The sequence below is a fragment of the Amycolatopsis azurea DSM 43854 genome, from assembly GCF_001995215.1.
Classification (GTDB): domain Bacteria; phylum Actinomycetota; class Actinomycetes; order Mycobacteriales; family Pseudonocardiaceae; genus Amycolatopsis; species Amycolatopsis azurea.
On record NZ_MUXN01000017.1, the window covers coordinates 111,696 to 136,798 of the forward strand.

At 67.9% G+C, this 25,103-nt stretch carries 32 protein-coding genes and 1 pseudogene; 27 read left to right on the forward strand and 6 right to left on the reverse strand.

The window, feature by feature from the left end; translation table 11 throughout:
* The first annotated feature begins 5 nt into the window (after nucleotides 1-5).
* The 13 genes from B0293_RS43175 (at nucleotide 6) to B0293_RS23800 (ending at nucleotide 10,491) form a co-directional block, all read left to right on the forward strand.
* A complete protein-coding gene (locus tag B0293_RS43175) occupies nucleotides 6-197 on the forward strand; it encodes a hypothetical protein (protein ID WP_005166362.1) in 192 nt (63 codons plus the stop codon).
* Entirely contained in the window at nucleotides 194-1,390 is a 1,197-nt protein-coding gene (locus B0293_RS23745; protein ID WP_157376441.1) for a phage portal protein, read from the forward strand. The genes B0293_RS43175 and B0293_RS23745 overlap by 4 nt, the downstream gene beginning before the upstream one ends.
* Nucleotides 1,387-2,181, forward strand: a complete 795-nt coding sequence (locus B0293_RS23750) for an HK97 family phage prohead protease (RefSeq protein ID WP_005166364.1) — start codon at nucleotides 1,387-1,389, stop codon at nucleotides 2,179-2,181. Before B0293_RS23745 ends, B0293_RS23750 begins: the two co-directional genes overlap by 4 nt.
* Nucleotides 2,178-3,671 carry a phage major capsid protein gene (locus B0293_RS23755; RefSeq protein ID WP_005166366.1) on the forward strand — a complete coding sequence of 498 codons (1,494 nt, stop codon included), beginning with the start codon at nucleotides 2,178-2,180 and terminating at the stop codon, nucleotides 3,669-3,671. The genes B0293_RS23750 and B0293_RS23755 overlap by 4 nt, the downstream gene beginning before the upstream one ends.
* 87 nt (nucleotides 3,672-3,758) lie before the next feature.
* A complete protein-coding gene (locus B0293_RS23760) occupies nucleotides 3,759-4,169 on the forward strand; it encodes a hypothetical protein (RefSeq protein WP_005166368.1) in 411 nt (136 codons plus the stop codon).
* Nucleotides 4,170-4,175: 6 nt separating this feature from the next.
* Nucleotides 4,176-4,775, forward strand: a complete 600-nt coding sequence (locus tag B0293_RS23765; protein WP_005166370.1) for a hypothetical protein — start codon at nucleotides 4,176-4,178, stop codon at nucleotides 4,773-4,775.
* A 12-nt stretch (nucleotides 4,776-4,787) separates the two neighbouring features.
* Entirely contained in the window at nucleotides 4,788-5,198 is a 411-nt protein-coding gene (locus B0293_RS23770) for a hypothetical protein (protein WP_143254627.1), read from the forward strand.
* Between the two features lie 2 nt (nucleotides 5,199-5,200).
* Nucleotides 5,201-5,935 carry a hypothetical protein gene (locus B0293_RS23775; RefSeq protein ID WP_005166374.1) on the forward strand — a complete coding sequence of 245 codons (735 nt, stop codon included), beginning with the start codon at nucleotides 5,201-5,203 and terminating at the stop codon, nucleotides 5,933-5,935.
* Between the two features lie 20 nt (nucleotides 5,936-5,955).
* On the forward strand, nucleotides 5,956-6,366 hold the full coding sequence (locus tag B0293_RS23780; RefSeq protein ID WP_005166376.1) for a hypothetical protein: 411 nt from the start codon (nucleotides 5,956-5,958) through the stop codon (nucleotides 6,364-6,366).
* The gene (locus B0293_RS23785) at nucleotides 6,367-6,858 is read left to right on the forward strand and encodes a hypothetical protein (protein WP_005166378.1); all 492 of its coding nucleotides are present in this window, start codon (nucleotides 6,367-6,369) and stop codon (nucleotides 6,856-6,858) included.
* Nucleotides 6,859-6,863: 5 nt separating this feature from the next.
* Entirely contained in the window at nucleotides 6,864-7,322 is a 459-nt protein-coding gene (locus tag B0293_RS23790) for a hypothetical protein (RefSeq protein ID WP_005166380.1), read from the forward strand.
* A 131-nt stretch (nucleotides 7,323-7,453) separates the two neighbouring features.
* Complete coding sequence (locus B0293_RS23795; RefSeq protein ID WP_005166382.1) at nucleotides 7,454-9,604, forward strand: phage tail protein; 2,151 nt, start codon at nucleotides 7,454-7,456, stop codon at nucleotides 9,602-9,604.
* The gene (locus B0293_RS23800) at nucleotides 9,604-10,491 is read left to right on the forward strand and encodes a phage tail family protein (protein WP_005166383.1); all 888 of its coding nucleotides are present in this window, start codon (nucleotides 9,604-9,606) and stop codon (nucleotides 10,489-10,491) included. Before B0293_RS23795 ends, B0293_RS23800 begins: the two co-directional genes overlap by 1 nt.
* Before the next feature lie 24 nt (nucleotides 10,492-10,515).
* Here the strand turns inward: B0293_RS23800 and B0293_RS43180 are convergent, their stop codons facing one another.
* Nucleotides 10,516-11,217 (reverse strand): hypothetical protein, encoded by a 702-nt coding sequence (locus B0293_RS43180; RefSeq protein WP_143254628.1) that lies wholly within the window; start codon nucleotides 11,215-11,217, stop codon nucleotides 10,516-10,518.
* Nucleotides 11,218-11,269: 52 nt separating this feature from the next.
* Between B0293_RS43180 and B0293_RS23805 the strand changes: the two genes are divergently transcribed.
* The 7 genes from B0293_RS23805 (at nucleotide 11,270) to B0293_RS23835 (ending at nucleotide 16,363) form a co-directional block, all read left to right on the forward strand.
* On the forward strand, nucleotides 11,270-12,478 hold the full coding sequence (locus B0293_RS23805) for a hypothetical protein (RefSeq protein ID WP_143254629.1): 1,209 nt from the start codon (nucleotides 11,270-11,272) through the stop codon (nucleotides 12,476-12,478).
* Nucleotides 12,478-13,617: a hypothetical protein gene (locus B0293_RS23810; RefSeq protein ID WP_005166385.1), complete on the forward strand. Its 1,140-nt coding sequence runs from the start codon at nucleotides 12,478-12,480 to the stop codon at nucleotides 13,615-13,617. Before B0293_RS23805 ends, B0293_RS23810 begins: the two co-directional genes overlap by 1 nt.
* A 15-nt stretch (nucleotides 13,618-13,632) precedes the next feature.
* On the forward strand, nucleotides 13,633-14,391 hold the full coding sequence (locus B0293_RS23815; RefSeq protein WP_005166386.1) for a hypothetical protein: 759 nt from the start codon (nucleotides 13,633-13,635) through the stop codon (nucleotides 14,389-14,391).
* A 12-nt stretch (nucleotides 14,392-14,403) separates the two neighbouring features.
* On the forward strand, nucleotides 14,404-14,715 hold the full coding sequence (locus tag B0293_RS23820; RefSeq protein WP_143254630.1) for a hypothetical protein: 312 nt from the start codon (nucleotides 14,404-14,406) through the stop codon (nucleotides 14,713-14,715).
* A gap of 6 nt (nucleotides 14,716-14,721) precedes the next feature.
* On the forward strand, nucleotides 14,722-15,480 hold the full coding sequence (locus B0293_RS23825) for a hypothetical protein (protein ID WP_005166388.1): 759 nt from the start codon (nucleotides 14,722-14,724) through the stop codon (nucleotides 15,478-15,480).
* Nucleotides 15,477-15,803 (forward strand): hypothetical protein, encoded by a 327-nt coding sequence (locus tag B0293_RS23830; RefSeq protein ID WP_005166389.1) that lies wholly within the window; start codon nucleotides 15,477-15,479, stop codon nucleotides 15,801-15,803. The genes B0293_RS23825 and B0293_RS23830 overlap by 4 nt, the downstream gene beginning before the upstream one ends.
* Nucleotides 15,804-15,925: 122 nt before the next feature.
* Nucleotides 15,926-16,363: a hypothetical protein gene (locus B0293_RS23835; protein WP_052014604.1), complete on the forward strand. Its 438-nt coding sequence runs from the start codon at nucleotides 15,926-15,928 to the stop codon at nucleotides 16,361-16,363.
* On the opposite strand, the gene B0293_RS44700 is transcribed toward B0293_RS23835, so the two are convergent.
* The 3 genes from B0293_RS44700 to B0293_RS23845 form a co-directional block, all read right to left on the reverse strand.
* A complete protein-coding gene (locus B0293_RS44700) occupies nucleotides 16,360-16,482 on the reverse strand; it encodes a hypothetical protein (protein ID WP_005166393.1) in 123 nt (40 codons plus the stop codon). The genes B0293_RS23835 and B0293_RS44700 overlap by 4 nt on opposite strands.
* Nucleotides 16,483-16,839: 357 nt before the next feature.
* Nucleotides 16,840-17,091 (reverse strand): hypothetical protein, encoded by a 252-nt coding sequence (locus tag B0293_RS23840; RefSeq protein WP_039919590.1) that lies wholly within the window; start codon nucleotides 17,089-17,091, stop codon nucleotides 16,840-16,842.
* A complete protein-coding gene (locus B0293_RS23845; RefSeq protein WP_005166396.1) occupies nucleotides 17,088-17,339 on the reverse strand; it encodes a hypothetical protein in 252 nt (83 codons plus the stop codon). Before B0293_RS23845 ends, B0293_RS23840 begins: the two co-directional genes overlap by 4 nt.
* A 351-nt stretch (nucleotides 17,340-17,690) precedes the next feature.
* Between B0293_RS23845 and B0293_RS23855 the strand changes: the two genes are divergently transcribed.
* From B0293_RS23855 to B0293_RS23870, 4 genes are all read left to right on the forward strand, one after another.
* Nucleotides 17,691-17,909, forward strand: a complete 219-nt coding sequence (locus tag B0293_RS23855; protein ID WP_005166398.1) for a hypothetical protein — start codon at nucleotides 17,691-17,693, stop codon at nucleotides 17,907-17,909.
* Between the two features lie 149 nt (nucleotides 17,910-18,058).
* A complete protein-coding gene (locus tag B0293_RS23860; RefSeq protein ID WP_039919592.1) occupies nucleotides 18,059-18,289 on the forward strand; it encodes a hypothetical protein in 231 nt (76 codons plus the stop codon).
* Nucleotides 18,286-18,807, forward strand: a complete 522-nt coding sequence (locus tag B0293_RS23865) for a DUF6879 family protein (RefSeq protein WP_052014605.1) — start codon at nucleotides 18,286-18,288, stop codon at nucleotides 18,805-18,807. Before B0293_RS23860 ends, B0293_RS23865 begins: the two co-directional genes overlap by 4 nt.
* A gap of 12 nt (nucleotides 18,808-18,819) precedes the next feature.
* A complete protein-coding gene (locus tag B0293_RS23870) occupies nucleotides 18,820-19,653 on the forward strand; it encodes a helix-turn-helix domain-containing protein (protein ID WP_005166404.1) in 834 nt (277 codons plus the stop codon).
* Between the two features lie 65 nt (nucleotides 19,654-19,718).
* On the opposite strand, the gene B0293_RS23875 is transcribed toward B0293_RS23870, so the two are convergent.
* Complete coding sequence (locus B0293_RS23875) at nucleotides 19,719-20,912, reverse strand: hypothetical protein (protein WP_005166406.1); 1,194 nt, start codon at nucleotides 20,910-20,912, stop codon at nucleotides 19,719-19,721.
* Nucleotides 20,913-20,972: 60 nt separating this feature from the next.
* Here B0293_RS23875 and B0293_RS23880 point away from each other — a divergent pair.
* Together B0293_RS23880 and B0293_RS23885 are read left to right on the forward strand one after the other, a co-directional pair.
* Nucleotides 20,973-21,362: pseudogene (locus B0293_RS23880) on the forward strand (RtcB family protein); the annotation flags it as partial.
* Nucleotides 21,363-21,434: 72 nt separating this feature from the next.
* The gene (locus tag B0293_RS23885) at nucleotides 21,435-21,806 is read left to right on the forward strand and encodes a hypothetical protein (RefSeq protein ID WP_039919593.1); all 372 of its coding nucleotides are present in this window, start codon (nucleotides 21,435-21,437) and stop codon (nucleotides 21,804-21,806) included.
* Nucleotides 21,807-21,895: 89 nt separating this feature from the next.
* Here B0293_RS23885 and B0293_RS23890 read toward each other — a convergent pair whose 3' ends face one another.
* Nucleotides 21,896-23,038: an MFS transporter gene (locus B0293_RS23890; RefSeq protein WP_005166411.1), complete on the reverse strand. Its 1,143-nt coding sequence runs from the start codon at nucleotides 23,036-23,038 to the stop codon at nucleotides 21,896-21,898.
* 269 nt (nucleotides 23,039-23,307) lie between these two features.
* On the opposite strand from B0293_RS23890, the gene B0293_RS23895 reads away from it, so the two are divergent.
* Entirely contained in the window at nucleotides 23,308-24,750 is a 1,443-nt protein-coding gene (locus B0293_RS23895; protein WP_005166413.1) for a catalase, read from the forward strand.
* The last annotated feature ends 353 nt before the right edge of the window (nucleotides 24,751-25,103 follow it).

Here is a 25,103-nt window from a genome sequence, read left to right on the forward strand (position 1 = left end):
ATCCCGTGACGAAGCTGCGCACCGCCTACCGCGCCGCCGCCGGTGCCGTGGCGACGTTCGCCGGGCACACCGTCCGCAGTGGACCCGGCATCGGCGCCGGGGTGTGTTTCGTGCTCGCCGGGTGGCTGGTCGCGGTTCCGCTTGGTCTCGCGATCGCCGGGGCGTTCCTGCTGTGGGCGGATTGGCGGATCCGGTGAGCCTCTGGTTTCGCAGCGCCAAACCCGAACAGCGGCCACAGATCTACTCGCCTGCGCCGTATCCGGTGCTTGCGCCGGGATCGTATGCCGATGTTGATCTGTCCTCGGCCGAGAGTGCGCTGCAATCGATCGCCGTGCACAGCGCGGTCGACCTGATCGCCTCGCTGTGTTCGGAACTGCCGGTCGAGGTCTACGCCGGTGAGGGCCCTGACCGGCGCAAGCTCACGACGCCGGGCAACCTCAAGGATCCATCGGGCGAGGGGCAGGGGCTCGAGGACTGGGCCTATCAGCTTGTCGAGTCGTGGCTGCTGCGCGGCAACGCGTTCGGGGACATCCTTGATGGCACGGTGGCGCAGCCGCGGCAGGTGCTGTTGCAGCACCCCGACGACGTCACCGGCTGGATCGAGGACGGCACGCCGGTGTGGAACGTCCGCGGCCGCCAGGTCGACGCCGCCCGGTGGATGCACCGGCGGGTGATGCCGGTCGCCGGGCGGGTGCTCGGCGTCTCGCCGATCCAGTTCCACGCGTCCACGGTCGGGCTGTCGATCACGTCGGTGAAGTTCGGCGAATCGTGGTTCCGTGACGGCGCGCACCCCTCGGCGCTGCTGACCAACGAGGAAGCGTCGATCAACGAACAGCAGGCGCGCGACGTCAAGAACCGGTTCCTCGCCGCGCTGCGCGGCAACCGCGAACCCGTGGTGATGGGCAAGGGCTGGAAGTACCAGGCGATCCAGATCAGCCCGGAGGAATCGCAGTTCCTCGCGACGCAGGGCTACACCGAAGCGCAGTGCGCCCGGATGTTCGGGCCCGGTATCGCCGAGGTGCTCGGCTACGAATCCGGCGGGTCGCTGACCTACACGAACGTGGAGTCGCGTTCGGCGCACCTGTTGGTGCTCACCATCAACAAGTGGTTGCGGCGTCTCGAGCGAGCACTGACCGCGCTGCTTCCCGCGCCGCAGTATGCCGTGATCCCTCGTGAGGGGATCTTGCAGGCGACCACGTTGGACAAGTACCGGGCGCATGAGTCCGCGCTGCGCAACCGGTGGAAGACCGTCAACGAGATCAGGCAGGGCGAGAACCTGCGCCCCGTGCCGTGGGGCGATAAGCCGAACACGGCCGGAACCGGTGCCCCGCAGGGGAAGACCGGCGACACCGGCGACGACACCGACAACAAGGAGGACGGCACCCCGTGAACATCCTGACCGTGCCCGACCTCGACCTCGTGCGCGCGGTGCCGACCTGTGTCCGGGCCGACCGCGCCGAGGCCGAGGCAGGCGTCATGCCCACGATGGTCGTGCGGTTCTCCGCGTTCGATCGCTGGTACGAAATCGATTCGTGGTGGGAGGGCCGGTTTCTGGAGCGGACCGCCCGCGGCGCGTTCACCAAAACGATCAGCGAGAACCGCGCCAACATCAAGGTGCTCTACGACCACGGGTTCGACTACCAGATCGGGAACAAGGTTCTCGGCACGATCGAGGATCTGCGCGAGGACCCCGATTCCCCGGTCGGCGAGGTCCCGCTGTTCGACACGTCCTATAACCGTGACCTTCTGCCGGGCATCGAGGCGGGCGCCTACGGCTCGAGCTTCCGCATGCGGGTGATCAAGGACGAGTGGAACGACGACCCCGGCCGCAGTGACCACAACCCGGACGGGATCCCGGAACGCACCATCAAAGAGGTGCGGCTGTTCGAGTTCGGGCCCGTCACGTGGCCGGCCAATCCGGACGCCACCGCCGGTGTCCGCGGCCTGACCGACACCTATTACGAGCGGCTGCGCTCGCGCGACCCGAACGCGGTCGACGACCTGCGTAGCCGGATCCAGACCCACCGCACTCCCGCCGACCGGGCAGCCGCCGAGGGCACTGCCCGCCGACAGGGAGCCGCATCCGACACCGACGAGCCGGCCGCGCGCCACTCGAGCGGGCTCACGCACGCCGCACGGCGTGCGCGCCTTTACCCCTACTTGGAAAGGAAACCGTCGTGACGCTCGAGGAAATGCGCGCACGGCTCGAGGCGATCGAGACCGAGCGGCGAGAGCTGCATACCAGCGCGGGCGAGAACGCGCTGACCGACGAGCAGCAGACCCGATGGGATGCGCTCGACACCGAGGAGACCGGGCTGCGCTCGGACGTCCGCGCGGCCGAGACCGCCGCCCGCGAAGCGGCCGAGGCCGAGACCCGGTCGGCGCGGGTGGCCGAATCCCGCGCCCGCTACGGCGCGCGGATGGGCAGCACCGACGATCCGCTCGGCGAGCCGGACGCGTTGCGCGGCACGTTCCGTGGCAACCCGTGGGACCTCAACGCGGTCACCCGGTCGCTGTACCAGGAGACCCCGGAGCGTGGCGGGGCTGACCTCGCCGCCCGTGCGATGGCCGCTGTGGAGCATTGCCGCGGTGTGAACGACGCGTCGAAGCAGCGGATCACGCAGCTGCTCGAGGGATCCGACTTCACTGACGACGAGGAAGAGGGCCGGTCGGCGCGCAAGGTCGCCGCGCAGATCATCGCCACGTCGTCCCCGGAGTACATGCGCGCGTGGTCCAAGGCGTTCAAGACCGGCATGCGCAACGGGCACCCGGACGTCGAGGCGCTCGCCGTGTTGCAGCGCGCCGCGTCGCTGACCGACGCCGCCGGCGGTTACGCCGTCCCGTTGCCGGTCGACCCGACGCTGATCCTGAACAGCGACGGAACGGTGTCCCCCATCCGGGAGATCGCGACGAATCGCACGATCGTCACGGACAAGCTGCGCAGCGTCAACGCGACTGCGGTCACGGCGTCCTACGACCTCGAGGCGGCCGAGGTGTCCGACGACGCCCCGACGTACGCGAACCGCGACATCGATATGCACATGGCACGGGCGTTCATTCCGCACTCGATCGAGATCGGGATGGATTACCCGAACTTCACGCAGGACGTCGCGTTCCTGCTCGCCACCGCCAAGAAGGACCTCGAGAACAACAAGTTCGTGCTCGGCAACGGCACCACGGAACCGCGCGGCATCGTGACCGCGCTGACCGGGACCGCGTTCGAGCTGACTTCCACCACCGCGGACACCTTCGCGATGGCGGACGTGTACAAGGTCGACGACGACCTGCCGGAGAACTTCGCCGACACCGCATCGTGGATCGGCAACAAGAAGATCTTTTCGGCGATCCGGCAGGCGGGCGGGGCGAACCTGGATGACTTCTGGGCGAACGCTCGCGAAGGTCTCCCGGCGCGGCTGCTGGATCACCCGCTCTACCGCACGTCGGCGATGGATGGCGTGATCAACGCGACGCAGGAGAACCGCGTTCTCGTGCTCGGCGACTTCCGGTTCTTCTGGGTGGTCGACCGGGTCGGGTTCTCCATCGAGCTGATCCCGCACCTGTTCCACACCGGCAACAACCGGCCGTCGGGGCAGCGCGGTGTGTTCGCCTACTGGCGCAACGGATCCGACTCCGTGCTCGACCGCGCGTTCCGGATGCTCAACGTCACCTGATCCACCCGTACCCGCGCCGAGGGCGCCCGCTGTCCCGTGTGGACGCTGGGCGCCCTCGGCCGTTTCACCGGAAGGGAAGGCCGTTTCATGGCGCCACAGAAGTACTTGCGAGCGACCACCGGTTTCCTGCTGCCCGACCACACGATCGTGAAGAAGGGGCAGACCGTCGCCGCCGACGACCGTGTCGTGAAGGGACGCGAGGAGCTGTTCGCGCCGCTCGAGGACACCGTCGAGATGCTCACCCGCGCGCCGGGCGAACAGCGGCTCAACGCGCAGCGACCCGACACCGTCGTGATGGCGGCCGCGCCCGCCTCGCGCCGCGCTCGCCGGGCAGCGCGCAAGGCCGCGGACAAGGCCGAGACACCCCCGGCCGCCACCGGCACGCCGCCGGCCGTCGACGAGCAGGACAACGCCGCGGCCACGGTCGAGGACCATGGCGACGGCGCGGCCGCCGTCGAGGACCAGGCGGCCGCCGACGGCGACGCGACCGGGGACTGACCAGGGATGGTCGTCACCGAATACGCCACCTTGGCGCCGCTCAAGCACGCGCTCAACATCCCGGAGAGCGACACCGCCGAGGACGACGCGTTGAACCGGGTGCTCGTCTCGGCATCGCGCGGTATCGACAGGTCGACCGGCCGCCGCTTCTACCGCGACGACGCCGCTACAGCCAAGGTGTTCCCGGTGCGGGGGCGGACGTTGTTCGCCCCCGAGGGTTTCCTGCTGATGCTCGACGACGTCGCGACCACCGCCGGGCTGGTCGTCGAGGCGGGCACCGCCTCGGGCGGCTACACGTCGGTGGTCGGCTATGAGCCGTACCCGCTCGACCCCGATCCCGGTTGGCCGGTCGACGGGCTGCTGCGGGACCGCATGTGGCCGCAAGGCCCGATGGCGCGCGTGCGGGTCACCGCCGTGTGGGGATGGCCGGAGGTTCCCGACGACATCGAGCAGGCCACGTTGCTACTCGCCGCGCGGCTGCACCGGCGCAAGGACTCGCCGGAAGGAATCGCCGGGTCCGCCGAGTGGGGACTGATCCGGGTCAGCCGCACCGACCCGGACGTCGGCGCGCTCATCGCCCCGTTCATCCGTCCCGGAATCGCGTAGAGAGGGGGACGGGTGGACATCTCCGCAGTGAAGGCCGCGGCCGCCGCCGCGGTCGACCAGATCGACGGGCTGCGCTGCTTCCCGTTCGTCCCGGACGCGATCAGCCCGCCGGCCTTTTTCGTCGCCGAGGTCGAGGTCGAGTACGACGCCACGTTCGGCCGCGGCATGGACACCGTCTACCTGACCTGTCGTCTGTTGGTGTCGCACGCGACCGACCGCACCGGGCAGGAGCAACTCGACGGCTACCTGCGCGGCGCGGGCCCGCGTTCGGTCAAGACCGTGCTCGAGGCTGACCCGTCGCTCGGCGGGGTGTGCGACGCCGTGCGGGTCCAGCGGGTATCGGGCTACGGCCTGTACGAGCACAACGGAAACCAGTTCTACGGCGCCGAGTGGCGCGTGCTGATCATCGGGCGGGGGGACTGAACGTGTCGCATTTCGTGCTGCTCAACTGCCGGTTGTTCACCGGCGGCGCCGACCTCACCGGCTCGGCGAACAAGCTCGAGCTGTCCGCCGAGGTGTCCGACGAGGAGCGGACGAACTTCGGTTCCGGGGGATGGAAAGAGGTCATCGGCGGACTGCGCGAGACCGAACTGTCGGGCGGGGGACAGTGGGAGGCGGGCGACCCCGGACGGGTCGACGATGCCCGGTGGGCCGAACTCGGCGGACTCGGCCCGTGGACGGCATGCCCGGATACGGCGAGCCTTGGCAGCCTCGCCTATTTCACCTTGGCGATGTCGGGCAAGTACAAGCTCGGCGACCAGGTCGGCGCCGTCGCGCCGTGGGAAGGCGACGCCAAGGGATCGTGGCCGCTGGTCCGCGGGCAGATCGCGCACCCGCCCGGCACCGCCCGCACCGCGACCGGCACCGGTTCCGGGATCCAGCTCGGCGCCGTCCCCGCCGGAAAGCACCTGTACGCCGCGGCTCACATCCTGTCGATCGCGGGCACCGGGTCGCCGTCGATCACGCTCGGCATCGAGTCCGACGCCGACAACACGTTCGCCTCACCGTCCACGGTCGCGACGTTCGCGGCCGCCGATGCGCTCGGCGGGCAGATCGTCCGCGCACCGGGCCCGGCCGCCGACACCTGGTTCCGTCCGAAGTGGACCGTCACCGGCACCGGTCCGTCGTTCCTGTTCGTCGTTGCCCTCGGCATCGCCTGATTCTGCAAGGAGAAAACCCCATGGCGCACATGGTGCTGCTCGCGTCGTTCCTGTCCCTCAACGGTGGCGACGTGTCCGAACACACGAGCAAGGTCGAACTCTCGACCGAGGTCGCCGACGAGGACGTGACGACCTTCAAGTCGCTCGGCTGGAAAGAAGTCACCGGCGGACTCAAAGAAGGATCGCTCGGCGCGACGTTCAAACAGGACATCGCCGCGGGCAAACTCGACGCGACCATGTGGCCGCTGTTCGGAACCCTGATCCCGTTCGAGGTACGGCTGTCCGACGCGCCGGTCGGCCCGAACAACCCGAAGTACACCGGAACCGTTCTGGTGAAGAAGTGGGCGCCGATCGCCGGGGCGGTCGGATCCGTCGCCGAGGTCGACGTCGAATGGCCGACCTCGGGACAGGTCTCTCGCGCGGTGTCGTAGATGCCGGTCGACCTCGACCTGTCGGGCCCGGAGAAGCGGCTACGCGACATCGCACGGGCCCTGCGCACCGAAGAGGACGGCAAGCAGCTACGGAAGGAACTGGCGCGGAACCTGCGTACCGCGCTGCAACCCGCGCGGCAGCAGGCCCGCGCCGCGATCCGGTCGATGCCCGCGCAGACCAAGCACCCCGGCCGGTCGCTGCGGTCGGCGATCGCCTCGAAAATCCAAGTCGTCGCGAAGATGTCCGGCAAAACAGCCGGCGCCCGCGCCGTCACCAAGACCATCAAGCTCCGGGGCTTCACTCACGCTCCCCGGCGCACGAACTCCGCGGCCGGTTGGTCGCATCCGAACTGGAACCACGGCAGCACGTCCCACCAGGTCGGCAAGCCGGACTGGTTCGACGACGCCATGCGCGGCGCGGCGATGGACGCCCGCCGCCGTGTGGTCGACGCGATGGACGCCACCGCGCGCCGCCTCTCCCGAAAGGTGTGAACCCCATGAAATTCGTCATCGCCTACAGCCCGGACAACGGGCCCGCGCAGCGGTACGACTTCGACGCCGACGACCTGCGGGTCGCCGCGGCCGAGGACCTCGAGCGCCGGTTCGAGGGCAGCCTCGACGAGTTGCAGCAGGCGCTGATGTCCGGATCCGTCCGCGCGAAGCGGGTGGCGCTGTGGCACGTTCTGCGGCAGGAGCACAAGGAACTGCGCTACGACGACGTCGATTTTCGCGCGGGCGAGGTCGAGGTCGTCCTCGGCCGTGAACTGCTCGAGCAGCTGCACCAGGCCGCGCAGACCGCGACCGGTGTCCCGGAGGACAAGCGGCGCGCCGCGGTCGCCGCGCTCGAGGCCCACCTGAACCGGATCCCCGGCGACGGCGAGGAGGGCCAGGACGACGAGGTGCCCGCCCCGACGGGAAAAGCGCCATCGAAGAAAAAGGCCGCAAGTACTGCCTGAAGATCGCCGAGGTACTGCACATCCGCCCGTGGGAACTCGGGCTGTTGACGGTCTCGCAGTTCCACGCAGCGTGTGCGTACATCGATCAAATCATTGAGGCACAACAAAACTGAATAGCGGCAGGGGGTGTCATGGCTTCCGATACGTCCCTGTTGTTCAACATCCTCGGACGTGACGGGGTGTCTTCCGTCTTCCGGGAGATCCGGCGGGAGGCACTCGTCACGGCGGGGGTCATGCGCACCGCGGGCGAGTACACCGCGGGCATGGCGCAGAGCAATGCGCAGAGCATCCTCGGTCTCAGCAAGAACCTGGCGATGTTCGGCGCGGCCGCGTCGGCCTCTGCGTTGGTCGCCGGTGGCGCGCTCGCCGCGGTGCCGTTGGCGTTCGCCGGTATCGGCGCCTTGGTGCTCAAGGAAAACGCCGTGGTCCAACAGGCGTTCTCGTCGCTTGGCTCGCACGTCAAGCAGGAGCTGACCAACCTTGCCGCGCCGCTGGTCCCGTACCTCAAGGGAATCGCCGGTGAACTGCGCGCCACCTTTGACGAACTCGCCCCGTCGATCGGCCACGCGTTCTCGGCCGTCGGCCCGTACATGGCCACCCTCACAGACGGGATCACAGGTCTTGCGTCGCAGGCCATGCCGGGGTTGCTGACCGCGATCACCGCGGCCGGACCGGTGTTCGACGGGTTGGCGAACTTCCTGACCTCGCTGGGATATGGGGTCGGTCAGTTCATGGCGAACCTGTCGACCGCGTCCGCGGCCGTTGGTCAAGCGTTCTCGGCGCTCGGCCCGTTCCTGGGCGATCTGCTCGCCACGGTCGGCGCCGTGCTCGCCACGCTCGCCGAGGCGGGCGGCCCGATCCTCGCCGCCCTCCTGCCGATCATCGGGTCGATTGTGGACGGTTTGGCGTCAGCGCTGATCCCGGTTCTTCAATCCCTGGGCCCGATTTTCGTTCAGGTCGCGACCGCGCTCGGTCCGCTCGCCGACGCGCTGATCGGCGCGTTCGCCGCGGCCGGACCTGCCGTGACCGAGATTTTTTCCCAGCTTGGCGAGGTGCTGACCGGCTCGCTGCTCCCGGCCGCGACGCAGATCCTTCAGGCCGTAACCCCTTTGATACCAGCGTTTTTGTCGCTGCTGTCGCCGATCCTGCCGCTGGTGCCCGCCATCGCCGAGATCGCCGCTCAACTCGCCGGTGCGCTCGCCCCGATCCTGGTGCAGCTGGTACCGATCGTCTCGCAGATCATGGGGCTGATCTCGCAGTTCGCAGCCGACACGCTGCGGCAGCTCGCCGCCGCGATCGTGCCGCTGCTGCCTACCCTGGGGCAGCTCGCCCAGACCTTGGGCTCTGCGATTCTCCAGATCCTTCAAGCGATCTCGCCCGTGCTCGGCGCGCTCATCGGCGCGTTCGTGCAGCTGCTACCACCCCTGGTCCAGCTGCTGCCCCCGATCGCCGAACTGGTCCTCGCGCTCACGCCGGTCATCACGATGGTCGCCGAACTCGCCGCGTTCCTGATCAACTTGCTCGCGCCCGCGCTGACGTTCCTGGTGACCCACATCGTGCAGTTCCACGCGTTCAGCCTCGCGCTGCTCGGCGCTGTCGTGAAATTCGTCGTCGACGTTTTCGGCGGCGCGTGGGAGTGGGTGAAGGGTGCGACGTCTCGCGCCATCGACGGGATCGCCGCGGCCATCTCGTGGTTCGGTTCCCTGCCGGGCAAGATCTCCGGGTGGTTCGGTGAGGTCACCCGGTGGATCCGAACCCGCTGGGATGAAGCAGTGTCCTTTGTGGCCGGTATCCCCGGCCGGATCCTCGACGCGTTGGGCGATCTCGGCGGGCTGCTGGTCCGCGCCGGTCGCGCGATCATCGACGGTTTCCTGCGTGGCCTCAAAAACGCGTGGGGTGCCGTGACCGACTTCGTGGGCGGTATCGGCGATTGGATCGCCGCGCACAAGGGACCGTTGTCCTACGACCGGACACTGCTGGTTCCCGCCGGTGAGGCGATCATGCGCGGCTTTCACGATTCGTTGGTCGAGAACTTCGGTTTGGTGCAGGGGTTCGTGCGCACGATCGGCCCGTCCATCGCCGCCAGTGCGGGCGGGCTCGGCGGAACGCTCGGCGCCGGATACGGCCCGCCCGGTGGCGGACCGCCCGGCGCGGCCGCGGCCGCCGGCGGATCCGGTGGCCGGTCGCTGGTCCATATCGAGAACTACCACCCGCCCGCGAACGCCTCGCCCGGCGAGGTCGCGCGTGATCTCGACTGGTTTTCCAAGAGCGGGGGTTACTGATGGCGGGCGAGTTGGTGACCCTCGACGGACAGGTCGAGTGGCGCGCGACGCTGCTCGGCACCGACACGACGTTCGGTACCACCGGAATCGCGGGATGGTGGGACCTGCCGGGGCAGCGAGGCGGAAACGTCCCGCTCCCCGGCTACCACGGGAGCTACCTCGGTCAGCTGCTCTCCACCGACCGCGAAGTCGTCTGGGAATGGAAGTACCTCGGCGATCATCCCGGACTGCCGGCCGCGCTGGACACGCTGCGGCGGATCACCGCGCCGGGTGAGAACCCGGACAACGAGGCACTGGTGATCCAGCTCGACGGGCGGCCCATGCGGGTCAACGCCCGCGTGAAGCGCCGGGCGATCCCAACTGACCTCATGTACGCGAACGTCGGCTACGTCGCCGGAGCGATCGCGTGGGAGACCAACGACCCGCGGTTGTACGGCATCGCCGAGAAGACCGTCACTACCCGGCTCGCGGTGCCTGCCGCGGGCGGGCTCGACTTCGGTGGGGGCGGGCTCGACTTCCGGGCGGGCGGGCTGGACTTCGGTCCGGGCACGACCGGCGGGCAGGCCACCGCCACCAACGACGGGCACGTCCCCACGTGGCCGGTGCTCGAGGTCACCGGCCCGGTGCCCGGACCACAGATCATCTACAGCGGCCGGACGCTGCTATTCGATCCCGCGTGGACCGTCCTCGCCGGACAGACACTGCGGATCGACACCGCGCCCGGTGCCCGCACCGTCGAGATCAACGGCGTTAGCGTGCGGCAACGGCTGTTCGTCGCGCAGTGGACACCGCTCGAGCCCGGTGTCGCAACCCGGATCCAGTTCACCGGCGGTGCCTACAACCCGGCCGCCGAACTCCGCGCCTACTGGCGCGACGCCTATCAGTAGAAAGGGATCGCACCTGAAGTGCACTTAGTTAGATACCTTATGTAGTGACCCGTCGTAATCCCTATGCCACTGTGACTCTCCATCGGAAAACTCGCAGCTGACCGAAATGTAATGCGAGTTGAGCAGCACGCCTCTATGTGCTCGCACCTCTTTTCGGCGATTGTTTTCGTAGATCTTCTGGTTCCGGTGGACGGGGCTGGGCGGTTCTTTCTCATTCAGATCCTTCGCGGATACGCCATTGACAAACTCGAGTAAGGCGTCTGTAGCAAGGGGTACTACCTCCGGTTCGCTCGTGGGTGCCAGTAGTGGCAACACGACGAGGAGCAGAGTCTTATCCATGAAGCGGGCCGTAATTTTCACATTGTAAACGGGGAGAGAGCCCGCATTGTGGTAGCGGATTGAATACAGCCATACGTCCGGCGGCATGTTGGCCACCCGATCAGATTCCGGCCATACGCCGAACTTGGATGCGTGCTCACGCTGACTCGCTTCCTCGAGCCTTCGGAGCTGCTCAGACTGGTTTCGGTTTGTTGCAATTGTCGCGGTCGCGGCTACAGCTGCGGCGCCCAATGCAAACACGGCAATGATCGCGCTCGCACCGGATGCCCACGCGGAGAACCAATCCGCTTTCTTGTCTTGCAGGATTCCCCATGTCACGACACCGGTGACGAGGAGCACGAGAACCCCCGCGCCTGCGAGTGCGGCGCGCTTCCACCATTGAGTCATAGGCCAACTATCCCCTGCCCACCCAAAAGTGTTACGAGAACGGAGGCCCTACGTGGCTGAGCGTGATAGCTGGGCGACCATGAACGGCGCAACCCGCGTTCTTGACGCTGAGGATTCCCGAGTCGCGTTCGGCGCGCTGTTGCAGCCCGGCGCGACCGCGACTGCGAACAGTGTCGGGATTATCAACGCCGCCGGAACTCCGGGTCAGGTCGCGGCGACGTCGCCGACACCGGACGTCAGCGTGAAGGTGTCCGCGTTCCGCGCCGTGGTCCCGGCGACCCGTGGCATGGGGCCGTACATCGCGACGCTCGACGGCGACAAGACACTCAACGTGCTGGGCACCGACCCTGCGGACCCGTCGAACGCGCGCCGTGACCTGATCATCGCCCGGCAGACCGACACCTACTACGGCGACGGGTCGACCGCGTACACCGTGATGCGGGTCAAGGGAGTCGCGACCGGCAGCCCGACGGATCCCGACCCGACGCAGGGCGGGGTTTACCCGGATTACCTGCTGCTGGCCCGGATCCGGATCGGCGCCGGGGCGACCGCGATCACCGGCGCGATGATCGACGACCTGCGGCCGCCGCGCGTGGTCGCCCTCGGCGGTGTCGTCCCGGTCGCGTCGGTGACCGAACGGAACGCGTTGCCGGCGGTTCCGGGGTTCACGGTGTACCGGCGCGACAAGGGATGGACCGAGGTCTACAACGGCACGTGGCAGTGCCAGGGCACCGTGACCACGGGCGCGCTCGCCGACATCACCCACCCGTTCACCGGGCAGCTCGCGATCCTCACCACCGACAACGTGCTGTACCGGTGGACCGGGTCCGCGTGGGCAGGGACGGTCAGCCTGGTCGACGGCGCGACTCCGCGCGGCATCATCGCGTTCGGTGTCCACGTGGGATCGGGCACCATCACCACGACCGACGCGCTACAGACCGAGAGGGCAACGGGCAACGTGGTGAACGGCCGGTCTTACAGGATCACGCATGTGCGGAGTGAGGCGGGCGCCTCGAACATCCTGACGTTGGGCTACCGGTTCAAGGCAGGCGCCACGATCGATTTTGCGGGCAGCACGGTGTTCGAGTTCCACACCGACGCGCCGCCCGGCAGCTACCGCACCACGACGCGCGAGTCGTATTGGCGGGCGCCGTTCACCGGGCAAGTCACGTTCGGGGTGTCCGCGCGGGTCAACTCGGGAGTTGCGACCATCGACGAGTTTCGCGCGCGGCAGCTGATGATCGAGGACACGGGCCTCTGATGGCGGCACCGATCTACACCTACATGGTGCACGACCTGCTGACCAACGCCCCGCTCGCCGAACTGCCTTTGTCCGGGGTCGAGTATTCCAAGCGGCTCAACGACTCCGGGGCCGCGCGCGGGTCGTTCGCCGTCGAGTCGCGTACCAACCGGTTCCGGAAGGTGCGCGACCCGTACGACCTCACGATGCCCGGCCGCCGGTGCCTGTACATCTACCGCGACGACAAGCCGATGTGGGGCGGCATCATCTGGACCCGCCGCTACTCCTCGAGTTCGCGCACGGTGGAGATCGGCGCGGGGGACTGGTGGAGCTACTTCGATCACCGGAAAGTTTTGCCAATCCTGAGTTTCCCGGTGGCACCCGCCTACGACATCGCCGAGGCGCGCGTCACCTACACCGGCGATCAGAACCAGATCGCCCGCGCGCTGGTCAACCTCGCGCAGTCGCACGCCGGTGGGAACCTCGGCATCATCGGCGACACGTCGCTCTCGGAGATCAACCGTGTGCGGCAGTACGCCGGGTACGAACTGCCCTGGACGGGTGAGGCGCTGCGGCAGCTCGCCGGGGTCGAGGGCGGATCCGACATGATGTTCGACACCGGCGGGCCCGACGCGAACGGCAGGCCCACCCGGCTGTTTCGGCAGGGTGAGCCGTGGCTCGGTCAGCAAGGCTCGCCGTGGGTGTTCGAGTTCGGCGCGAACCTCCTGAGCTACACATGGCCGTCGGACGCGACCCGGTACGCGTCCCGCGGTTTCGTCACCGGCGAGGGATCCAACGACGGAACCCTGATCGCCGTCGCCGAGGATCCCAGCCGCTACGCCGGCGGTTTCCCGCTCATCGAGTCCGAGACCGCCTACACCACCGTGTCGAACGTCGACACGTTGCAAGAGCACGCCGACGCCGATCTGTTCGCGTCGCGTCTCCCGGTGGTTCTGCCGGAACTCGAGGTCCGCGGCGACCGGTCGCCGATCGTCGGCGAATGGGGACTCGGCGACGACGCGCACGTGCTCATTGAGGACGACTTCGTGCCGATCGGGATCGACACCAGTCTGCGGATCATCGGCATGTCCATCTCGCCCGGCGAGGACCGGGAATCCGTCCGGATCACCTGCGGCCCGCTGCTCGACGACGTCGCCTGAACGAAGGGAATCACGGTGGGGCAGCTCAACCAACCATCCAACCTGGTCGACCGGGTATCCAAAGTCGAACGCGCGCTCGAGGCGTTCCGCAAGCTGTCCGGCCTCACCTCGGCGATCATCCGCCGAGGCGGTATCACGCTGCTCGACGATTCGTTCCTCAAGGTCGTTGACGACCAGGGAACGCAGATCCTCTACATCGGACCGAACAGCGAGGGCAAGCAGGTTGTATCGCTCGCTCGTGAGAACGGATCGGTAGTCCTTCAATCGAGCTACTTCGCCGGGCAACCGTTCTTCGCTATGCGAGACCAGCACAACGTGATCTTGTTCTCTGACAACGCTGCGGGATCGGGCGGGATGGCGCGCCCGTGGCTGCCCATCCCGATGTATCCACGGTTCGTCACGCACGACGAGGGTGCTGTCGATCCCGGACTCGGATACACCTACAGCAGCATGTGGATAGACAACGGCGCCATCGCAACCGAACAGGTTCTGTGGCGCGGCAGTGCGTCCGTGCTGCACAAGTTCGTGCAAGTCACTGGAGGATGGGGCCGCGCCGCGGGGTCGTCCCACGTTCCGCGCTACCGGCTCAAGTTCAACGGCACGACCGTTGGGACATGGACAGCAACGGACAGCATCGGTGCGACCGTGGGCCCGTACGACATCTCGGCATTCCTCGATCAGAACAACGTCGCCGTAGAACTTACGTGCTCTCTCGACACCGGCGGTACGGGTGGCACGCTCTGTCAGATCGACAGTGTCTACATGAGACAGTAAGGAGGGTGGGCCATGCTCCCCGAACCCGGAAACATTGTTACGTGGCAATACGTTCGGGAGGAGCTAGCCGCCCTGCGTACTGACTTGCACGGTGAACTCGGCGGTGTCCGGACCGACCTCGCCGACCTCGCCCGCGATCTCCGTGCGCACATGATGCAGCAGGGCCCGGAGATCGCCGTAATCAAACGACGGCTCGACGAGGTCGAACGCGACGTCGCCGAACTGCAAACGTCCAAAAAGGACACGTGGAAGTACTGGGGATCCCTCGCCCTGATGGCGCTTGGCGTCGTCCTGTCGTGGGTGTTCACCCTGATAGGAAAGTGAGGCACCATGGGGAAACCCTGGTATGTAGCGAACTCGCTCGACATCCTGCTCGGTCAAGTCAACGCGCTCGCGCCGGACCGGTCCCGCGTGTCCGACGGATCGATCGGCGACGCCGATCACTCGGCCCGGCTCTCGGACCACAACCCGAACGACTACCGCAACGGCGCTGGTCGGTACCAGGTGTGCGCGCGGGACTTCACCCACGACCCCGGCGACCTTGACGGGCAGTGGCTCGCCGACCGGCTCACCGGCCGCGGCGACGCGCGGCTCAAGTACGTGATCTGGAACCGGCGCATCTGGACACCCGGCATCGGGTGGAAGTCCTACAACGGGCAGAACCTGCACACGCACCACGTGCACGTGTCCGTGCTCGCAGGTGCACGCAGCGACTCCACCGCGCTGTGGAACCTCGGCGCCGCCGGCGCCCCGAACCCGCCCAACCCGCCCCGGCCCGCCGGGCGAATCCTGATGACGGAGGACAACATGGCAACTCTTCCCGCTGCGATGGGCGAGGGCGAGGAGGTTCTCGCCGTCCCGCCGGACGCCGACGTGAAAATCATCCTCGCGTCCAAGTCCGTGATCCATGGCGGTCACGTCTACAACTGGTCCCCGACCCCCGGTCAGGGCACCGGCGGCGACCCGGTTCGGTGGCGTACCGAGATCCAGGAAGGTGAGGCGATCCCGATCCCTCGAGGGACGTCCAAGGTCCACATCTTCTACAGCTGCGCCTCGCCCATCTCTGTGTTCATCCAGGCGATCGCGTGACCGCGCAGCACAGCGGCCCGGTCGACGAACCCGGCTTCGGCGCCCGGCTCGCCGCGACCGCTCGCCGGTTCTGGAAACTGCTCGGCGCCGTCGCCGGTGGCGCGACCGGGGTCGGGGTCGCTTCCGTCCTCGACGCCGTCGGGGTCGACGTCGGCCCGTCCGGCGCGGCCGGTATCGCCCTGGTCCTCGCCGCCATTGGAACGTGGCGGGCACCGCGGAACAGCACCGACCTCGCCGAGTGGCTCGGCGAGCTGCAAGCCCACGTGGCCGCGCAGGGCGGCGATCCCGCCCGCCCGCGGCCCGAACCGCCGCCCCGTACCTGACCCGCCCTCGGCCGCCCCGTGCTGCCCGTTCCCACGGGCAGCACGGGGCGGCCCCCCTTTCGTGTCCGGCGACGTCGGCCCCGCGCCGGGTCGGCCGCCGGCGGTTTGCATCACTCGAACACGTGTTCTACCGTCCACAGTGGGCGCGGCCCGGCGCCCGGCACGAGAACAGCGAGGCCCACACCATGCCGACCCAACGCGAGGAACGCGACCGGCTGACCCTCAAGCGCATCGGGGAACTCGCCGACGAGTGGCGCGCCGTCGCCCGCGGCTTGCCGGTGTGGCGCCGCGACGACACGGCCGAGGGCGGCGAGCCCGGCGACATCGTGTTCCGCTCCACCGACTTCAACGCCCCTTGCATCACCGTTCACGGCATGTGGGCGCCGAACATCGCGCGGTACCTCGAAGCGGTCGACATGTACGCCGCAGTGTCGCTCGCCGAACTGCTGTGGAGGATCGGCGGGCACGGTGGCCGCGACGACATCACGCAGCAAACGGTGCACCTGCTGCAAACTCTCGGCCTCGAACAGCACGAGGTACGACACCGGCGCAGCCGCTAGGCGCACCCGCCGGCCGCGTCGCACTCCGGTACCGGCTTCCCGCACTCGCAGCGCAAGTCGGACAGGTCGACGGGCTGCTGCGGCAGCTGCGGCTCTTGCTGGTCCTTGTCGCCGCTCATTCTTCCTCTGCCTCCGGTTCGGGGGCCTGCTCACTGCTTTTCTTGGCGGCTTCCTCACGGGCCGCGATGGCCGCTTCCGACCAGAACTCGTTAAACGCCAAGAGCCCACTCCATTCCGTTCTTCGGATAAAGGTTGCCGGGGGCGGGGCATCCCGTGTGAACCCCGCCCCCGGCGCTTGCCCGCACCGGCTCCAAACCCCTTCGGAAACTTCCGGTGCGGGCCCGCCCGTCGGATCACCCCTGAAACGACGGGAGGTGTGGAACCTGGTCAGCGCGCAGGGGAAAGAGCGACGCTGACCAGGCGGCCCGACGCCACGCGGGTAAGAGGGGGCCCGGCGCCGGGAGTCTTGGTGAGGGTCATCCGGCGGACGGCTTGCCGTTCGCCGGGCGGGCGAGCAGCACGCGACCGTTGTGGATCCGTATATCGCCGTCGTCGAGGCCGCGGTACAGGTAGCCGCGATCGGTGAACTCCGGCGAGTTGATCCCGCCCTTGCTGACGAGGATCTGCGCCTCGCCGGCCCCGGTGCCCAGTCCCGTCACCCACACCCGGTTGGCGGCGACCTCGGCGAGGAAGTGCTCATAGCTGCCCACCTCAAACGCCGCGGTCACGACAGATCGCCTTGGATCGCCCTCGGGTCGTGCAGGACGTCGACGGGCATGGCCATCGTGCCGTCAAGCTCGGCCGCCCGGTACATCAACGACGCACCGACCCGGACCAGGTCAGCACCGACCTGACGCAGAGCCGCGGCATACTCCGCGTCGTCCGGCTGCGTCGAGAGCAGCGCGATGGTGACGCGCCCGATCTCCGTATTGACGCGCGCCATCCCGGCGAGCAGCTTCCGGTCACGTGCGTCCACTGAATGCCTCCCGGGCGCGGCGCCGCGCGTCCATGTGCGCCAACCGCTGTTGGTGCTCGCAGTCCTTGCAACTGCCCACCACTGCCCGGTGGCGCGGCTCGAGGCGCATCCGGCCGACCTGCCCCCGCTCATGACCGACAGGCCACGGCCCACGAGCCCGCTCGCACCACGCGATCACCGTCGGGGCCCATTCATCCGCGAGACGCGCCGACAAGTACAGGTGCGCGGTCCCGCCGAACATCCGCCACTCGTAGCCATCTGAGGCGTTCGCGACCTCAGCGACCTGCGGAACCGGCGGGCGAACACGCCGACCGGCCCGGCGCCGCACCTTCAAACGGTGCTTCATCGTGAGTGCCGTTCAAGGTGCATCACGTCGTCTCGGGCCTGGTCGAGGTGTGCGGCAAGAACATCCCGCTCCGTGGCGTCGAGAAGCAGGGTAGGTCCGTCGTCAACAGCAAGGGCGACACGAAGGTGCCCCTTCAGATTCCGCACGACACCAGTAGCCACAACGACCCGCTTGCCGTGTATGTCGCTGATCCGTTGTTGCCGTTCGATCCGCCAGTGTCGTGAAGTCATGTCCATCAGGGTCACACGATTTCGCGAACACGCGGGAGAGATTTCGAGAAATCCAGCCGAAATGCACACGATTGGACCAATCGCAGGGCGAAACGCCGCTGACATGATCAATCCTCGCGAAACCCCCTGATAGGAGGCCCTTGATGTCCCACCACGACGAACCCCTCGACCTTGTGTTTCTTGGCACGACCAGCACGGGCGGTCAGTGTCCGAACGCGTACGCCACGAACCGCGGAACCTTCGTGATCCAGGGCAGCAAGATCACTGATCCGAACGCGCTTGCGCAGCTGCACAAGCGTGGCCTGCCCGAGTGGGAGACCGCGGTTGAGATCCCCGCCGGCTTGCTCAAGTTCCTGCCGCTCGAGGACTCATGATGGATCGCCTCTCCGGCGACGAGTGGGCGCGCGCGTTGCATGACTTTGAGCGCACGGCGTTCCGATTCGAATGCCAAGGCACCTACCACGAACCGTACGAACAGGAGGCACTCAGGCAGTACCTCGCGGGTGGCGAACCAGACCTGGGCTATCTGCGCGGATGGCTTGACGACGTCCGGCGAGGAACCGAGTCCGGACGTCGGTACAGCCGAGTTCGTGTACTTACTGATCCCCTCACGGACTACCTCAAATTCGAGCTAGCCGTGACGCCACACAATGCGGCCGCGGGCGAGGAGGTACGGATCCTGTCGGCTGCGCAGGCCGCCGAGATGGATCTGCCACAGGATGACTTCTGGCTGTTCGACAACAAACTCGCCACGGTCATGCACTTTGACGAGCGCGAGGGGTTCCAGTACGCCGACGCGGTGACGGCACCCGATCAGGTTCGCGAATTTCTCGAAATTCGCGAACGCGTGTGGGATGCTGCGGTCTCGTTCCGGGAGTTCGTCATGACGTAGGCGAGGGTGGGAGTGGCAGCGAGCAGCTTTGAGAAGCGGCGCGAGGCATTCGGCGAGCGTCTGCGCGGACTCCGCGCCGATGCCGGGTTCGTCACCGGCAAGGACTTCGCGCGGGCGCTCGGCTGGAACGCGCCGAAAGTCAGCAAGATCGAGAACGGCCGCCAGACGGCGAGCGCCGAAGATCTCGACGCGTGGCTCACTGCTGCATCTGCTGCGCCTGACGATGTCGAACAGCTGCGCGCGATGCTGACCGGCATCCACGAGGCGTACATCACGTGGAAGGACCGAGTTCGCGCCGGCCATCGGGCCCGACAAGAAGAGTCCGTCGATCGCGAGGCACGAGCCCGTGTCATCCGCGCGTTCGAGGTCGTTGTGCCTGGGCTGCTCCAAACTCCGGAGTACGCCCGGCACATCCTCACCGCGCACGCCGAACTGCACGGCGGCCGCCAGGACATCACCGAGGCAGTTCGCAGCCGCATGAAACGGCAACAGATCTTGTTCGAGCCTGGCAGAAAGATCGAGCTACTCATTTCCGAGTCAGCCCTACGCCATCCGATCGCTCCCCGCGAGATCATGCTGGGTCAAATCCATCGCCTGATCGCGAGCATTGGCATGCCCGACGTTCGCGTTGGCATCGTGCCGCTCGACGTCCAGCTGCCATATCCGCTGCTGCACGGGTGGTGGATCATCGATGACGTCGTGCTGGTCGAGACGGTCACAGCAGAACTGACCATCGACGACCCGGACGAACTTGCCGTGCACAGTCGCCTGATCGACATGCTTTGGGAAGTGGCGGCAGAAGGCGACAAGGCGCGGGACATCCTCGCCGCGGCTGCGCGAGCGTAGCCGCGGCGAAGGAAGCCTCACCGCAGTTGCTGCGGCCCACCTCCGGCGATCTGACGAGATCTCGGCTAGATGCCGTGCTGCCACGCGGTGAGCGAGTACGCCGAGTACCAGCAGCCGAACAGCACGAACGCCGCGGCGACGGCGACGGCCGTTGACGGGCGACGTTTCGCGAGGCCGACGGCGACGGGCAGCAGCAGCACGAACGCGGGCAGCAAGAAACGGCCCCGCATTTGAGGGAACCCGGCGGTTCCGATCGCGAGGACGGCGACGCCGATCCCGTAGGCGACCAGCGGCCACGGCATCCGGCGCGCGATCATGACCGCGCCGAGGATCACCGCGGCGACCGTCACGAACAGCACGAGCGTCTCGAACCGGCTGCCCTCACGGGTGAGTAGCCGCACGGTGTACTCGGCCGCCTCGCGTCCCCAGTCCCACCGGACACCCCACCCGCGCAGTTCGATGTCCTGCCACCCGGTCAGGCTCCCCGTGCGCGCCGCGACGAATCCCCAGTAGCCGGCCAATCCCAGCGGCGCGATCGCCGCCCATCCCAGCAACTGCCACCGGTCGCGGCCGCGGCCGCGCGTAGCGGCGAGCACTGCGGCGACCACGACGACGGCGACCAGGACGACCGCGGTCGACCGGGTCAGCCCGGCGAACATGGTGCACACTGCGGCCATCCCGAACCGGCGCTCGAGCACCCCGACCAACGACCACGCGGCGAGCGCCACGAACAGGCTTTCGGTGTACACCATCGACTGTGTGATCGACATCGGCGCGCCCGCCCACAACACGACGAGGACCAGGCCCACCCGCTGCCCGCCGAACCGTTCGCCGATTCGTTGCAACCCGCACGCGGCGACGACGCCGGCGCCCGTCGACACGACCAGCCCGGCCGCCAACAGCGGTAGGCCGAGTTCGCCGAGTACCCGCATGGCGCCGGGGTACAGCGGGAAGAAACCCATTGGGGCAGCAGGGAAAAGCTCGCCCGCGGCGTCGAGGGGTTCGGGCACCCCGCCGTAGTTGCGCTCGGCGATTTGCAGGTACCACCAGCCATCCCAAGCGCTCAATCGCTCGAGCAGCGGCAGGTCGCGCGGCGCCGCCATCACGGCGAGCATCGCCACGCCGAGGACGCGCACCGCGAGGTAGGCCGCGACGGCGCGGAGGTACGGCGTCCACCGCCCGAACCGGGCGGCCGGCGGGGCGCCGACAACGGTCAAGGCCGGCCGAACACGCGGCCGGTAGAGGTCGAACGCGAGCATGTTTGCCCCAGATCTGCCCCAGAATCGGGGCTCCGGCGCTGGTCAGCGCGGTTCTGCCTCCACCACAACTATGTGGCGGAAGAGACCTACGACGACGTCGAACTGCTGGTGACCCGCAAGGGCGCGATCCGCGCGGGTTCGGGTGACCTCGGGATCATCCCGGGCAGCATGGGCACCGGTTCGTACATCGTGCGCGGGCTCGGGAACGCGTCGTCCTTCCAGTCCGCGTCGCACGGCGCGGGCCGCCGGATGTCGCGGAACAAGGCCAAGAAGCTGTTCACCGCCGAAGACCTCGCCGCGCAGACCGCCGGGGTGGAATGCCGCAAGGACTCCGGTGTGGTGGACGAGATCCCGGCCGCGTACAAGGACATCGAAACGGTCATCAAGGCGCAGACGGATCTCGTCGAGGTGGTCGCGCACCTCAAGCAGGTCGTCTGCGTGAAGGGCTGAATTACCCGGTGATTCGTGGGTGGTGGTCAGGGGAACCCGACATACCACCCACGAAATCGCTACGCTGAACGCATGAAGAGGTTGGTATTCGCGGCGCTACTGGCGGCCGCCGGACTCACGCTGGCGGGCTGCAGCGAGGTCACGAACGCGGTCGATCAGACGAACAAGGCCGCGACGAAGGTCGGCGCCTGCGCCGAGGCGCTCAGCCTCGCCGACCTCAACCCGGACCCGGCGACGATCAAGGAGCGGGCCGCGGACAAGGAGAAGCGCCTGCGCGAGCTGGCGAACAGCGTCGGCGAGCAGAACGTCGCGAGTGCCCTCACCGGCATGGCCGACTCGTACCTCCAGGTGCAGAAGGAGAACATCCAGGACGCGGGCAAGATCGCGGACTGGACCAAGCGCAACCTCGACCGGCTGGACGCGCTCCGCAAGGTCTGCGCCTAGCCGGAGCTGAAGGGGACTTTCCCCGCATAAGACGCCACGAAGGGGCCCTTCACCGCATCGCACGCGGTGAAGGGCCCCTTCAGCCCACGTCAGGAGGAAGTGAGCGCGGGAACCGGGGCCGGGGTGCGCGACCGCCGCCAGAACAGGCCGACCGAAGCGATCGCCAGCGCGCCCAGCGCCGACGCCGCGAACCCCCAGCCGGGGCTGGAGTGGTCGATCACGAACCCGATGATCGGGCTCCCGACCGCCAGCCCTATGCGGCTGGCCGCGTCCAGCAGGCCCATCGCCTCACCGCGGACCCGAGCCGGGGCCGCCGCGCTGACCGTCTCCGTGCTCGCCGCGAGCGTCGGCGCGCACAGCACGTTGCTCGGGAAGAGCACGATCGCCAGCAGCCACCACGGGTGGTCGATCAGCCCGACCGGCAGCGTCAGCACCGCGAGCAGCACCATCAGCGTGCCCTGCGAAAGCGACCGCCGGACCGCGCCGTGGATCGCCCCGCCGAGGACGGACGCGACGCACATGAACGTGATCAGCAGCCCGGACCAGGCGATGTCTCCGCTCGCGCGCAGGGTCGCCAGTGCGGCGAGTTCCATGCCGACCAGGCAGAACAGCGCGCCGGCGGAGATGAACATCGCCATCACGAGCCGTCCGGTGAGCCAGCTCCGCACGGACGGCCGCTCGCCGGTGACCACTTCGGCGTCGGCCTCGGCGCGGATCGGCGGGTTCATCCGGTAGATCAGCGTCGCCGAAATCGCGAAGCAGACCCCGATCCCGGTGAGCGCGTAGACCGCGGGCAGCTGCGTGATCGCCATGATCCCGGCCGACGGCCCGATCATGAACGACGCCTCCACCAGGATCGTGTCCAGCGAGTAGGCCGCCCGCCGCTGCTCCAAGGGCACGAGCGCGGTGAGCACCAGCCGCGCGAGCGTCCCGGCGGGTACCGAAAGCACGCCCGCGGGGAGCGCGACAGCCAACAGCACCTGGTACGGCAGATGCGGCGCGCTGATCCAGAACGCCGACGAGGCCAGCCCGCAGATCGCGACCACCGGCCGCAGCCCGTAGCGGTCGACGTACCGGCCGACGAGCGGCGCCCCGAAGGCGCTGCCGAGCGTGGTGGCCGCGCCGATCAGCCCGGCGGCCCCGTAGCCGCGGCCCAGGTCGTTGACGACGTACAGCGTCATCGTCACGCCCATCGCCGTCATCGGGAGCCGCGCCAGGAACATCAGCAGCATCGAGCCGCGAACCCCGGGCACGGCTAACACGCGACGATACGGAGCGAGGGCCATGATCCGATGAGAACGTAACTTGGTACGCGCGTGCAAGTTTTTTTCGCGCATGGCGGACGTCACGCCGGTCACCCGCCCCGGGGTCTTTTCTTGACTGATTCCAGTTTACGCGAGAGGGTGGGTGAACCAGGTCGTCCACGAAGTGCTGAGCACGCGCACTCGGGCGAAGCTGGTGTGGCTGACCGCTTCACCACCACGAACCAGGAGGCACCGGCGTGACCTTGCCGACCACGAACAACGTGGGCATCCCCGTCGCCAGCGACAACGATTCGCTGACGGTGGGTGCCAACGGCCCGATCCTGCTCCAGGACCACTACCTGATCGAGAAGAACGCCCAGTTCAACCGTGAGCGCGTCCCGGAGCGTGTCGTCCACGCGAAGGGCGGCGGCGCGCACGGCTTCCTCGAGGTCACCGAGGACGTCAGCCAGTTCACGAAGGCCGCGCTGTTCCAGCCGGGTGTGCGCACCGAGAGCCTGGTCCGCTTCTCGTCGGTCGCCGGCGAGAACGGTTCGCCCGACACGTGGCGCGACCCGCGCGGTTTCGCGGTGAAGTTCTACACCTCCGAGGGCAACTACGACCTCGTCGGCAACAACACCCCGGTGTTCTTCATCCGCGACCCGATCAAGTTCCCGGACTTCATCCACTCGCAGAAGCGCCGCGCCGACAACCACCTGCGCGACCACGACATCCAGTGGGACTTCTGGACGCTGCGGCCCGAGTCCGCGCACCAGGTCACCTGGCTGATGGGCGACCGCGGCATCCCGTCGAACTGGCGCGAGATGGACGGCTTCGGCTCGCACACCTACCTGTGGGAGAACGCCGGCGGCGAGAAGTTCTGGGTCAAGTACCACTTCAAGACCGACCAGGGCATCGGCTACCTGCCGCAGGCCGACGCGGACCGCATCGCGGGCGAGGACTCGGACTACTACATCCGCGACCTGTTCAAGAACATCGAGAAGGGCAACCACCCCAGCTGGACGCTGTACGTCCAGGTGATGCCCTACGCCGAGGCCGCGGACTACCGGTTCAACCCGTTCGACCTGACCAAGGTGTGGCCGAAGGGCGACTACCCGCTGATCAAGGTCGGCCGCTGGGTGCTCGACCGCAACCCGGCGAACTACTTCGCCGAGATCGAGCAGGCGGCGTTCGAGCCGTCCAACCTGGTGCCGGGCATCGGCCCGTCGCCGGACAAGATGCTGCAGGGCCGCCTGTTCGCGTACCCGGACGCGCACCGCTACCGGATCGGCGCGAACTACACGCAGCTCCCGGTCAACGCGCCGAAGTCCCCGGTGAACAGCTACTCGCGCGACGGCGCGATGCGCTACAACAACCCGGGCGACCCGGTGTACGCGCCGAACTCCAAGGGCGGCCCGCACGCGAACGCGGAGATCGCCGCCGAGACCGCGTCGGGCTACGGCGTCGAGGACGAGGTCATCCGCTCGGCGTACAAGCTCCACGCCGAGGACGACGACTTCGGCCAGCCGGGCACGCTCGTGCGCGACGTGATGGACGACGAGCAGCGCGAGCGGCTCGCGAACAACATCATCGGCCACGCCTCGAACGACGTCTCGCAGCCGGTGCTGGAGCGCGTCTTCGAGTACTGGCGGAACGTCGACAAGGACCTCGGCGACAAGGTCGCGGACGCCTTCCGCAAGTAAAGACCTCTCTTCGGAGAGCTGCTCCCACCACCGGAACGCACCCGGTGCGCGTCATCCCCCGCGCACCGGGTGCGTTTCCATGTCCCCACTCGCATGTGAAACCAGAAGACGGCGGGGCGTGCGTGGGGGACACCCCGAGTGGAGCAGTGCGACACGCCTGTCCGACGGAGTGATGAAGCCAAACGATCACCGTTTACACCGCTGTGGGTGAACGAAACGTGCGGCCGTGTCGCCCGGTCACGGGCGGTCATAAAATGACGGCAAAAGGATGATCTTCAGGGGGAAGCGCAAGATTTCGACGTTAATCAATTATGGGGGTCTTCACCGGGAACGAATCCGGCACGTAAGGGTTA